Origin of the sequence: Salinibaculum salinum (genome assembly GCF_037645885.1) — an archaeon.
Classification (GTDB): domain Archaea; phylum Halobacteriota; class Halobacteria; order Halobacteriales; family Haloarculaceae; genus Salinibaculum; species Salinibaculum salinum.
Window position 1 is genome coordinate 75,581 of record NZ_JBBENW010000012.1, and the last position, 12,516, is coordinate 88,096.

A 12,516-nucleotide genomic window follows, 5' to 3' on the forward strand; every position below is an offset into this window, starting at 1 on the left:
ATGACCGACCGCGAGCAGGAACTCAGGGAGTTGGCCGAACGACTGTGTAACTACGATCCAATCGTCGACGCGTGGACAGCAAAGAGCTTCACCGACCGACTGTTCGTGGTCGACGTCGAGACCGAGTCGGATATTCCTGCATCCGTCCGCGAACGACTTTTCGACCACGGACTTCGGGGATACAACGAGATTCACGACGTGAGTGGTGCCGACGGTGCGTTCGCTGGTCGACTCGAACGTGGTGACCGCTACCAGTTCGTCGACGTGCGCGAGCGCGGGCAGTTACAATCATACGTCGTGGAGTGACTCACTCCTGACACTGCACTACGATACGATTCTGAGTCACTTCGACCAGATACCCCTCGTAGTAGAAGGGACACGTTGCCGACTGCCCGGTGGAAATCGTCTCGTCGAGGGCGTCGGGGTCGAGACACCCCGGCGAGTGGCAAGAGTTCCAGAACAGAGCGGTCAGTGTATTCGGCGACCGCGTAGACGACAGCAAGACTCGGTGTCTCTGCGCTACTCAACTGGTACGTGAAGGCGTCGTCGGTCATCGAATCATTCCTTCGTATTCCCGGTAGAGGGGAGTCCCGTCTTCTGTCCGTCCATCCACGTTTGTCAGTAGCCGACAGTAGTTACTGGAACGGTCGGTACGTTTCGACCTGGCAAGTCTCTTTATCGTAGTCGACGACGTTTAGCTCCTGTAATTTCGGGAGGTGCACGTGGTGTAACTCGATTTGCAGGCGCTCTCTCTGTTCGTCGCTCTCGTCGCTCTCGTACTCCCTGGTAGAAACCGCACGTGCTAACTCCGCCACGTCAATCGGCAAATTCGACTCACTGAGCACGCTGAGGACTCTGCGCCGGCGTCCGGACGAGAGCACCTCGTGTTGTTCGCTTATAGTCAGTAGTCCACTGTTCGACTCGGTTCCGTGGTTTCGCTCTTTTGTTCTGCTCATAGTGGCCTCCCTCGCACCCTCTTCGGTGCGTATCTCTACCAAGATGCCAGAGACAGGTAAGAAAATTCTATAAGATTTTAGGCTCGTCAGCTGAGTCAGCCCCGCCGACAATTCCTCTGTGCTTGCGGCTTACTCTTCGTCTTGTCGTAGCTCTTGTTCCAGTTCGTCCTGGGACAGATTGGGATACACTCCGCCGGCGGAAGGTTGATGAACAGTAGCCGTCTTGCGTCGTTGAATGACTTCGAGCGCTCTCACGGAGGGGTTACAGGAGACGCTGGCGGTATTTGGCTCGTCTGGTCGGCCGCGGACGACGACGGAGGTGGCGACCGAACTCGACCTCGGTCGTCGGAGTACGTACGACCGACTGCAACGACTCGTGGACCGAGACTGCCTGGCGACCAAGAAGGTTGGAGCGTCCGCGCGGGTGTGGTGGCGTCCCGCCACCAGTGATTCGGGGCCATCGCAGGCAACCTCGGACCGGGTGGCTGGTCCGGAGTCACTTGTCGACGATGTCCTCGACTGCGTGGCCGTCGGAATCTTCGCGCTCGACGAGGAGTTTCGGTTCATGTACGTCAACACCCGCGCCGAGTCGCTGCTCGGTGCCAGTGAAGACGAACTCCGCGCTCACGCTGTCTGGGAGGTACTACCGGTCGACGAGACTGACCCACTCGGCGACGCACTCCGGACGGCGATGGCTACGGGGAACCGACAGCGACGGGAACGCTACGTCGAGGACGAAGAGTCCTGGCAGGAGATTCGCGTCTATCCGTCTGCTGGTGGACTGTCGGCGCGCCTTGCTGACATCACCGAAAAGAAAACCCGCGAACGCGAACTCCAGCGCTACCAGACGGTGTTCGAGCAGTCCCGGGACGTCAACGCGGTCGTCGACGAAAAAGCCCGATTTCAGACGATTACTGCCTCTGTGGAGAACGTCCTCGGATACGCACCCGGTGAACTCGTCGACGACGTGGGGTTCGAGTACATCCACCCCGACGACCGCAAAGAGGTGGTGGCCGAGTTTTCGGCGATGGTAGCGGACCCCGGCTACGAACCGACAATCGAGTTCCGCTTCGAACACAACGACGGGACCTGGGTCGCCCTGGAGACACAGGCTCGGAATCTCATCGACGACCCTGGTATCGCTGGCATCGTCGTCTACACTCGGGAGGTGACGGCGCGAAACGAGCGCGAGCACAAACTCCAGCAGCAGGTCCGACAACAGGAAGTGGTCACGAAACTCGGGCAAAACGCACTGGAGAGTCGCGATGTCGATGCGCTGATGTCGGAGGCGACACGTCTCGTCTCTGAGACGCTCGACAGTGATTTTTGCAAGGTTCTTGACCTCGACGCTGGCGACGAGTCGCTCCACCTTCGTGCGGGCGTCGGGTGGGACGAGAACGTCGTCGGGTCGGCCACCGTCTCCGCTGTCGACGATAATTCACAGGCAGCCCACACGCTCGGGACGGGCGAACCGGTCGTGGTTCAGGACCTCAAGTCGGAGTCCCGATTCAGCGGACCGGCGTTGCTCACCGACCACGGTGTCCGGAGTGGAATCAGCGTCCTCGTCGGCCCACCGGACGACCCGTGGGGAATTCTCGGAATCCACGACAGCGAGCCAGCGACGTTCTCCGACGACGAGGTCAATTTCGTACAGTCGGTGGCGAACGTTCTCGCTGGCGCTCTCGACCGGCAGACCTACGAACAGGAACTGGTCCGCCAGCGGTGTGAACTGCAAACCCGAGAACGTGCGTTACGTCACGCGTCCAGGGTCATGTCCCGGCCGGAGAACTCGCTGTCAGCACCGCTGGACGAGTTGCTCGATATCCTCGGTGAGACACTCGGCGTCGAGGATGCCGGACTCGCGACTGTCACGGACGGTGAGTGGGCATTCGAACGCGTCCAGACACAAAGTGACGCCGGTGGTTCCGTTCCGACCGACATTCGCGCGGACTGTACACGCGTGGCAGAATCTGGACAACAGGTCGTCTCTGGTCCGGCCGAGCAACAATCGTTTCTCGGTGTGCCAGTCGCCGTCGACGGAGAGGTATACGGGGTGCTTTGCTGCTGGATCGCCCGGGAATCGGTCTCATTTACTGACTGGGAAACCGCCTTCGTCGAACTGGTTGCAAACTGGATTGGGAGCGAATACCAGCGCCAGCAGTACACCGACCGCCTCGCAGCGCTGAACGAACTCAACACCGTCGCTCGGGAAATAACCGACGCGGTTATCGACCAGTCGACCCGCGGGGAAATCGAGCAGACCGTCTGTGAGCATCTCGCGGCCACCGAATCCTATCTGTTCGCCTGGGTCGGTGACGTCGATGTCGCCACACAGACGGTCGACCTCCACGCGGAGGCTGGCGTCGAGGGGTATCTCGACGACATCACGATTACTGTCGACCCTGACGACGAGCGAAGCGACGGCCCGACCGGGCGTGCGCTTCGGACGGGTGAGGTGCAAGTGACGCGGGATATCCGAACTGACGATAGACACGACCCCTGGCGCGGGTACTTGCAGACGTTCGACGTTCGGTCTTCAGCGGCTATCCCAGTCGTCCACGAGGGGTCGCTCTACGGTGTCCTGAACGTCTACGCGGGTCGACCCCACGCTTTCGAGGGTGAGGAAGCGACGGTTCTGCGACAGCTCGGTGAAGTCGTCGGTCACGCGATTGCAGCGACCGAACGCAAGCAGGCGCTAATGAGCGACGAAGTCGTCGAACTAGAGTTCCAGATACCAGCGCTTCGGGCGACATTCGACACCAAGATGTCGCTCCCGGGCCGCGTCGAACTTGCGCATGCAGTCCCCGTGCGTGACGACGAGTATCTCATCTACGGTACCGCGACAGCTGAGGGAATGGAGAGTCTGCAGCGTTTCGTCGACGTGGTTCCACACTGGGAGTCGGTGACCACCCACGGCGAGGGCGTCGAGGGCAACTTCGAACTTCGACTGTCCGAACCGCCGGTGCTGTCGGCTGTGGCTTCTGTTGGTGGGTATATCAACCGGGCAATTCTCGACGACGGTGAGCTCACGCTCTCCTTGCGACTCTCACCGAGTGCCGACGTTCGTCGCGTTATCGACGCCGTGCAGACGGCGCACCCAACGGCAGAATTGCTGAAGCGCCGGCAGCGAACGTTGATCAACGAATCGACTGACGGTCTCGAATCCACTCTTACGGAGACGCTCACTGACCGGCAGCGAACGGTCCTCCAGGCTGCCTACCACGCTGGCTTCTTCGAGTGGCCGCGTGATGTCTCTGGGGAGACGATTGCCGAGTCGCTCGATATCTCCGCTCCGACCTTCCACCAGCACCTCCGGAAAGCCGAGCAGACTGTCTTCGAGACACTTCTGACGAATCCGCTGCCACTCCGTCACTGAAACTGGTAAATAGAATCTCTGCAAAGCATAATATCCCATACATATGGCCGAGCGATAGAGCGGGTCACTGACGATTACCTATTGACTGCCGGGAATTTTACCAGCTCAGATACATTTTCCGATAGCCGTGAGGGCTACAGGACGCGTATCGCTGACTAATATCCCGACACTCAGTGAGGTGACAAATTAATACTGACAACCCGAGTAACGTCCAGTATCATCCTCTAATTACAGCTCGGATTCGATATGAGATGGCAGGCGTCACCCTCAACGTGCTGATAAGAATGTTGTAAAGAGGGGGTATGTCTGTCTCTGTAGCAACTGGTAGATTAGTTGAACGAAATAGTAGGCATATTTATATATAATTGATGAGTGGTCATATGTGTAATGGTAACGCAAGCCAATAATTCGGTTACCTGCCGGTGTGGGGGGCTCTATTCCTGGAACAACGTACAAGCGAGTGTGGCCTCCCTGGATGGAGCTGCGTCTGACAATGGGGGCACGGCGCAATGAGGGCCGGTGACGAGGAGATGGCGGACGTGAGCGGGGGAACCACCCGCAGAAGAGTTCTCCAGGTCGTCGGCGCGGGGAGCATGGTTGGACTTGCCGGTTGCCTACACGATGATGAACCGTGCGATCTCTCAGTGAGGAAAGAACACATCGGCGGACCGGTCTCGTACGGAGACACGACAGAGTTTGAGATTACTGTCTGCAACGAGGGAGACGAGACTTGCGAGTCTACAGTTACCGTCACCGACGACTTGCCAAGCGGGACGACATTCGCTACTGACAGCGGGAGCGGCTGGAACTGCACAGAGAGTGGTGGGGTGGTCACCTGCGAGCATCCTAATAGTAGTGGACTCGACGGCGGTGACTGCCTTCCAACGCTCACTCTCGCGGTCGATATCGGCACCGTTGACGAAGTCGGCAGCGAAATCGCGAACTGTGTCACTGTCGACCAGGGGGATGCTGACCTCGGCCACAAGCAAGACTGTGTCAAGGTACCGATCGAACCGAGTGCGGGCGAGTGTGACTTGGCAGTCACCAAGAGCTACGACGGTGATGTGATTCTGTCGGGAAGCTCTGCGACCTTCCAGGTCGAGGTCTGTAACGAGGGCGACGGTCCCTGTGATGACCCCGTCACCGTTGTCGATGGCCTTCCGAGCGGCGTGACCTTCGATTCGGGAAGCGGAACGGGCTGGAGTTGCAGCCAGAGCAGCGGCTCTGTCGTCTGCACGCACTCCAACAGCGGCGGACTCGCGCCGGGCGAGTGCCTTCCGGTACTGGATCTGACCGTCACTATCGGTTCGATGAGTCAGACTGGCGACCAGGTTCGCAACTGTGCGGCTCTGAAAGTCGACGACGCTAACGCGTCGAACGACCGCGACTGCGTTAGCGTACCCGTTAGACCCGGTGAAGGGAAGTGCGACCTCGCAGTCACCAAGAGCTACGGGGGCGATGTCGTCACCGCGGGCACCTCGACTGCCTTCGAGATTGAAGTCTGTAACGTTGGAGACGGCTCCTGTGACGACCCCGTAACGGTCGTCGACGGCCTTCCGAGCGGCGTGGCCTTCGACTCCGAGAGTGGCACTGGGTGGAACTGCACGGAGAGCGGCGGTACCGTCACTTGCACACACTCCAATAGCGGCGGGCTCGCGCCGGGGGAGTGTCTCCCGGTACTGGAGCTGAACGTCACTGTCGGCTCGATCAACGAGACTGGCGATCAGATCCGCAATTGCGTGAGTATCGAGGGATCGGACGCGGACACGTCGAACAACCGTGACTGCGTGAGCGTTCCAGTTCAGCCTGGCACGGGCGAGTGTGACCTCTCGGTCACCAAGAGCCACACTGATGGTGGTCTCGTGACTGCCGGCGAATCGACGACGTTCGATATCGTCGTCTGTAACGCGGGTGACGGCCCCTGTGACGACCCAGTGACGGTCACCGACGACCTTCCGAGCGGCGTGTCGTTTGCGTCCGGAACCGGGAGCGGGTGGACTGTCAGCGAAAGCGGGGGCATCGTGACGGCGACACATTCCAACACCGGGGGACTCGCCGAGAGTGACTGCCTTCCAGTGTTGACCCTCGAAGTCGATGTCGGTTCGATTGACGAGACTGGCGACCAGCTCCGTAACTGCGCACGTGTCGACTCGGACGACGCCACTGCCGACAATAATACAGACTGCACGACTGTCACGGTGACGCAGGCAATCGAGGGATGCAACGGCCTCGTGATCGACAAAGTCGCGGCCTCGCAGTTCACCTACGGCGAACAAGAAACCTACGAGATTACGGTCTGTAACCCGACAGACCAGCAGTGTGACGGGCAGATTACGGTGACCGATGACCTCCCCGGCGGCATGTCGTTCGTCTCCGCGTCCGGGAGTGGCTGGAGCGCGTCGGCAAGCGGTGGCGTGGTCACGGCGACGCATCCGAACAACGGCAACCTCGCACCCGGTGGATGTCTCCCAACGCTGACGCTGACCGTCGAATTAGTGGCGGCCGAGCAGTTCCCCGGCGGCTCGGACGCGGTTCAGAACTGCGCGGAACTAATCGCAGATGGCGCAATCGTTGACGAGAGCTGTGTCACCCACGTAATCTGGAACGTGTGAAGACGGCCTCAATCTCCGTGCGACCACGCGAGGACAGCCAGCTGGCACTGCTCCAGACTAACCGCTACCTTCACCAAGGCCAAAAAAATAGTGCGCGACGATCTACATCGGGCGGCCAGCACGAGACTCCGACTCCGAGTCCGTCTCTGCGGTGCCGTCGCCTGCCGAACTCCGGTAGGTGTCGATCCCGAAGACGCTGTTGAGTGGGCACATCTGCGTCGCGGCAGTGACGATGAGCACCGCGCCGATTGCGAGGGCGGCCCAGACGATTGTTGCACCGAGCAGTCCCGACGCGAGCGTGATGTAACCGCCGTAGGCGGCCACTGCGAGGACGACGAGCAGCGGGCCGAGGACGAAGCGAGCGATACGGTCGTATCCACCGACGTTTTTCTCCATTGTAATCTCCAACCCTAGAGAGGCGCGCTGAGTGCTTAATGTCGTCTGCAGACTTGCGAGCCGTCTGCGTGCTCGTTGCGACACCGTTGGTGACTCGATTCTGTGTCGACCCCTCGAGAGCGGTGGCGCATGGAAAGGGATTTAGCCGACCTGTGGCAAGGACGCGGTAATGACTCTGGCCGATTCTGACCGTGAACTCATCGAAGCGGAACTCGGCCGCGAGCCGACCCCGGCCGAGGCCGCACTCTTCGAGAATCTCTGGAGTGAACACTGTGCGTATCGCTCCTCCCGACCGCTCCTCTCCGCCTTCAAGTCGGAGGGCGAGCAGGTCGTCGTCGGCCCCGGTGACGACGCCGCGGTGGTCGCGCTCCCGACCGATGAGAACAGTCAGGACGTGTATATCACGATGGGCATCGAGAGCCACAACCACCCTTCGTACGTCGACCCGGTCGACGGCGCTGCGACGGGCGTCGGCGGTATCGTCCGTGACACCCTCTCGATGGGCGCCTACCCCATCGCGCTCGCGGACAGCCTCTACTTCGGCGACTTCGACCGCGAGCACTCCCGGTATCTCTTCGAGGGTGTCGTCGACGGCATCAGTCACTACGGCAACTGTATCGGCGTCCCGACGGTTTCGGGAAGCGTCGCGTTCCACGACGACTACGAAGGCAATCCGCTGGTGAACGTCTCCTGCATCGGGCTCATCGACGACCCCGACCGGCTGGTCACCGCCGTCGCCCAGGAAGCCGGCAACAAACTCGTGCTCGTCGGCAATGCCACCGGTCGCGACGGACTCGGTGGTGCATCCTTTGCCAGCGAAGACCTCTCCGAAGATGCCGAAACCGAGGACCGTCCCGCCGTCCAGGTGGGTGATCCGTACACGGAGAAGTTACTCATCGAGGCCAACGAGGCATTGCTCGACGAGAATCTCGTCGAATCGGCGCGTGACCTCGGCGCTGCCGGTCTCGGCGGCGCGACTTCCGAGATGGTTGCCAAAGGTGGACTCGGGGCACACATCGACCTCGAACGGGTTCACCAGCGCGAACCCAATATGAACGCCCTGGAAATTCTGCTCGCAGAGTCCCAGGAGCGGATGGCCTACGAGGTCGACCCCGACGACGTCGAGCGCGTCCAGGAGATTGCAGAGCGCTACGACCTCGGCTGCTCGGTCATCGGCGAGGTCACCGAGGGGAACTACGTCTGTACCTTCGAGGGCGAGACTGTCGTTGACACGGACGGACATTTCCTCGGCGAGGGTGCGCCGATGAACGACCTCGACTCTGAGGAGCCGTCTCAGCCCGACCGTGACCTGCCGGATATCGACGTCGCTGAGGCCGTCGAGACGGTCGTCGGCAGTCCGAACTGCGCCTCGAAACGCTGGGTCTACCGCCAGTACGACCACGAAGTCCAGGTCCGGACCGCTCGTCGTCCCGGTGACGACGCCGCAATCCTGGCCATCCGAGAGGCAGAAACCGGTCTCGCCTACTCCGCGGGCGCAGACCCCAACTGGACCGACGTTGCGCCCTACGAGGGCGCTCGTGCTATCGCGCTGGAGAACGCGACCAACGTCGCCGCGAAGGGGGCAACACCGCTGGCTGCCGTCGACTGTCTCAACGGTGGGAATCCCGAGAAACCCGACGTGTACGGCGGATTCAAGAGTACCGTGGACGGCCTCGCGGACATGTGCGAGACGCTGTCGACGCCCGTCGTCGGCGGGAACGTCTCGCTGTACAACGACTCTCCGACCGGCCCGATTCCGCCGACACCGACGCTTGCCCTCGTGGGCACGAAATCCGGATACGATTCGCCACCGCTCGATCTGGCTGGTGAGGGGACCCTGCTCGTCGTCGGCGACCTGCCGCTGGCCGACGAGGCCAAGGCACGACTCGGCGGGTCGGAACTGCTCGCGACGGAGGGCGGGTCGGACCGGTTCCCAGAACTGCCAGACGACCCGGCCGGGCTCGTCGAGACGGTAGCCGAGGTGGCAGACTTCGACTCGACGCTGGCGACCCACGACGTCAGTCACGGCGGCCTCGCCGTCTCGCTCGCGGAGATGGTTCACGACGGTGCAGGTGCCGCAGTGTCGCTGCCCGACGCCGCTCACCTGTTCCACGAACAGGCCGGTCGCGTCGTCGTTGAGACGACCGACCCCGATTCAGTTCGAGATGCCCTCGAAGGTATCGCTCCTGTCTCGGAGATTGGAGCGGCGGACGATAGCGGCTCGCTGGGTCTCACTGTCGACGGGACCGACGTGGAGCTCGAAGCAACGGAAATACAGGACCTACGTTCGGTCATCGAGCGCGAACTGGAATAGACTGCACCCGACCACTATACGTTCTCGACGAGCGTTGCGATACCCTGTCCGAAGCCGATACACATCGTACACAGCCCGTACTGGCCGTCGCACGCGTCGAGTTGATAGGGGAGCTTTCCCAGGAGTGCTGCACCGGTCGCACCGAGTGGATGCCCGTGAGCGATGGCGCCACCCCAGACGTTCGTTCGCTCCCAGTCGGCACCCGTTTCGGCCAGCCACGCACCGATGACCGAGGCGAATGCCTCGTTGACCTCGAAGCGGTCGATATCCTCGACGGTCATCCCGTTGTCGGCGAGTAACTCCTCGGTCGCCGGAATCGGGCCAGTGAGCATCGTCGTTGGATCGACGCCGACGACGTGGGAGTCGACGATGCGCGCGATTGGGTCCCAGCCGTACCGCTCGCACGCCTCACTCGATGCGACCAGCGTCGCCGCCGCACCGTCGACGATGCCCGACGCGTTGCCGGGATGGATGACCCCGTCACCTTCTTCGCGGAAGACAAGCGGCAGGTCCCCGAGCGTCTCAGCATCTGTCTCCGGTCGTGGATGTTCATCTCGTTCGAGGACGATCTCATCCCCATCGAGTGTCGTCTCGACGGGAACGACCTGCTCGTCGTAGTGGCCGGCGGCGTCGGCCTCGCCCCAGCGGTGCTGGGAGTCGACGGCAATCTCGTCGCAGTCGTCGCGCGAGAGGTTCCACTGCTCGGCGATACGCTCTGCGCCTTCGCCTTGCGTGGTCAGTTCCTCGAAGTGTTCGAAGTACGTCTCGGAGACGCCCGTATCGTCGGCGTAGCTGTTTTCCTCTCCAGGGGTATCGCTCCCCAATGGGACGCGAGTCATGTGTTCGACGCCGCCCGCGACGAGTACATCGGCCATGCCGCCGCGAATCTGGCCGGCGGCGAAGTTGACCGCCTGCTGACCCGAACCACACATCCGGTTGAGCTGAACGCCGGGGACGTCTTCACCCCATCCGGCGACCATCGGGGCCAGCCGCCCGATGTTCAGTCCCTGCTCCCCGACAGGACCGACACAGCCGTAGATGACGTCTTCGACAGTCTCCCCGCCGTCGAATCCGTTGCGTCGTTCGAGCGCCAGAAGCGGTTCGGCGGCCAGGTCTTGCGGATGAGTGTCCCGGAGCGAGCCACCCCGTTTGCCGAACGGCGTTCGCGCCGCGTCGACGAGATAGGCCTCCTGCATGGGACCAGCAACGACGGCTGGCGGTATGATTGTTCGGTCGCCGGCCAGCCCGCGGTTTTATAACTTCTCACGGGAACAACCCAGCATGGAAATACCGAACCTCGTGCGGGAACGCCTGGGTGGCGAGTCCATCGAGGCGACGGTCAACCTCGGTGACGAGGACGTCATCTGCGTGACGCCGACGAGAACGATTCTCTACCGGGGCGAAGGCTTGCTGAGTGACGAGTCGGTCTCGGTGTACTCTCACGACATCGAGCGGCTGAACCTCTCTGTCGGTCGGCGAAACACGAAGTTCAGTCTGACCTACGTCGACGGGACGAAGGAGTTCAAAGTGCCGGGTGACCGGGCGGACACGCTCCTGCAGATTCTCATGCAGGGCGTGCTCCGCGTCGCCGGCGTCGCCGACGACGACGAGTCCGTCGCCGGCGTCTTCCAGTTCAGTGAACTCACGCTCGTCGTCACCGAATCGCGGCTCATCAAACACATCGGCGCGCCCGTCTGGGACGACGACTTCGAGGTGTTCGACTACGACGACGTGACAGCGCTCGACTTCGAGGAAGGGAGCGTCGCGACCCAGATTATCCTCACCGTCGGCGGGCGACCACAGCGTATCAAGGCGCCCTCCGAACAGGCGCCAAAGCTCAAGCAGACGCTCACACAGACGCTCTGTGCCTACTACGACGTGAGTTCGCTCGCAGAGCTCACCGGACAGTTGGCCGAAAACGAGGACGAGACCGACGGGGAGTCAGCCGAAGCCGCTACGTCGCCGAGCGGCTTCGAACTCGACGACGGCATCTCACCGCTCGTCAGCGACTCTGGCGAGGACGAGACTGCTGCCAGCGGCGGTCAATCGTCTCCGGCGAGCGCAGCCAGCGGTGACTCTCCGTCGCAGACCAGGCAGTCCTCTGTGCCCGAGACGGACACACCGAAGCAGCCGTCGACAACCGCCACTTCGAAACCACCGTCGGGCGAGACGGGTCGACAGGTCCCAAACCAGAACGAGACAGCCTCGGCACCCCCAACAGAGTCAGCAGACCAATTAGCACCGGCAGCGGCGGCCGACGCTGGCGACATCGACCCGGCTGACATCGATGCAATCAAAGAGCAACTCTCGACACTCACCGAGGCAGTCAAACGCCAGAACGAACTGCTCCGCCAGCACAACGAACGACTCGAAGCCAACGACGAGAAAGTCGACACGCTCATCGAGGAACTCCGTCGCGGCCGGTAAGTGTGCGGTCGACCGCTTCGTTCCTACTCTCTGCCGGTCACTTTCCGGATACACGAGGAGCCAAAGGGGCCGTGCTCACCGGCGTCGAAGTTGATGAAATGCCCCGTCGAGATGTCGGCCCCACAGCGCTGGCACGTAAACTCGCCCTCGCGCTGGACGACTTCGCTCTCGAAACTGACGTAGACGCCACCGGCGGGTCTGACGAGACCCTCCTCACGGTCGAGGAGTCCCCGCATCTCCGCGGTGTCGAGAATTTCCCTGGTGAGATGCGGGTCCGTGGTAATCGTCTCAAGGCGGTCGATGGCGTCGCTGAGCGGTAACTCCTCGTATTCGAGATGGGCGAGCAGTTCGACGCCGAGTTTCACTCGCTCGTCCACACCGTGCGTTCGGCGACGACCACAAAGAGTTTGCCGGCACAGGGTGCTAATGAGGATA

9 protein-coding genes are annotated in these 12,516 nt (G+C 61.7%); 5 read left to right on the top strand and 4 right to left on the bottom strand.

What is annotated here, in order from left to right; all coding sequences use genetic code 11:
- Nucleotides 1–306, top strand: a complete 306-nt coding sequence (locus tag WDJ60_RS11810) for a hypothetical protein (protein ID WP_340100656.1) — start codon at nt 1–3, stop codon at nt 304–306.
- Nucleotides 307–635: 329 nt separating this feature from the next.
- Here the strand turns inward: WDJ60_RS11810 and WDJ60_RS11815 are convergent, their stop codons facing one another.
- Nucleotides 636–956 carry a DUF7344 domain-containing protein gene (locus tag WDJ60_RS11815; RefSeq protein WP_340100657.1) on the bottom strand — a complete coding sequence of 107 codons (321 nt, stop codon included), beginning with the start codon at nt 954–956 and terminating at the stop codon, nt 636–638.
- 235 nt (nt 957–1,191) lie between these two features.
- On the opposite strand from WDJ60_RS11815, the gene WDJ60_RS11820 reads away from it, so the two are divergent.
- Nucleotides 1,192–4,332: a GAF domain-containing protein gene (locus WDJ60_RS11820; RefSeq protein ID WP_340100658.1), complete on the top strand. Its 3,141-nt coding sequence runs from the start codon at nt 1,192–1,194 to the stop codon at nt 4,330–4,332.
- A gap of 509 nt (nt 4,333–4,841) precedes the next feature.
- Nucleotides 4,842–6,944, top strand: coding sequence for a hypothetical protein (locus WDJ60_RS11825; protein ID WP_340100659.1), 2,103 nt, complete (start codon nt 4,842–4,844; stop codon nt 6,942–6,944).
- 102 nt (nt 6,945–7,046) lie between these two features.
- On the opposite strand, the gene WDJ60_RS11830 is transcribed toward WDJ60_RS11825, so the two are convergent.
- Complete coding sequence (locus tag WDJ60_RS11830; protein WP_340100660.1) at nt 7,047–7,340, bottom strand: YgaP family membrane protein; 294 nt, start codon at nt 7,338–7,340, stop codon at nt 7,047–7,049.
- 169 nt (nt 7,341–7,509) lie between these two features.
- Here WDJ60_RS11830 and purL point away from each other — a divergent pair, with 169 nt between their 5' ends.
- Nucleotides 7,510–9,654, top strand: a complete 2,145-nt coding sequence (purL, locus tag WDJ60_RS11835; RefSeq protein ID WP_340100661.1) for a phosphoribosylformylglycinamidine synthase subunit PurL — start codon at nt 7,510–7,512, stop codon at nt 9,652–9,654.
- A 14-nt stretch (nt 9,655–9,668) separates the two neighbouring features.
- On the opposite strand, the gene WDJ60_RS11840 is transcribed toward purL, so the two are convergent.
- Nucleotides 9,669–10,850 (bottom strand): thiolase family protein, encoded by a 1,182-nt coding sequence (locus WDJ60_RS11840; RefSeq protein WP_340100662.1) that lies wholly within the window; start codon nt 10,848–10,850, stop codon nt 9,669–9,671.
- A gap of 85 nt (nt 10,851–10,935) precedes the next feature.
- On the opposite strand from WDJ60_RS11840, the gene WDJ60_RS11845 reads away from it, so the two are divergent.
- Complete coding sequence (locus WDJ60_RS11845; RefSeq protein ID WP_340100663.1) at nt 10,936–12,081, top strand: DUF7115 domain-containing protein; 1,146 nt, start codon at nt 10,936–10,938, stop codon at nt 12,079–12,081.
- 23 nt (nt 12,082–12,104) lie between these two features.
- On the opposite strand, the gene WDJ60_RS11850 is transcribed toward WDJ60_RS11845, so the two are convergent.
- A complete protein-coding gene (locus tag WDJ60_RS11850; RefSeq protein ID WP_340100664.1) occupies nt 12,105–12,458 on the bottom strand; it encodes a DUF5830 family protein in 354 nt (117 codons plus the stop codon).
- Nucleotides 12,459–12,516 lie beyond the last annotated feature (58 nt).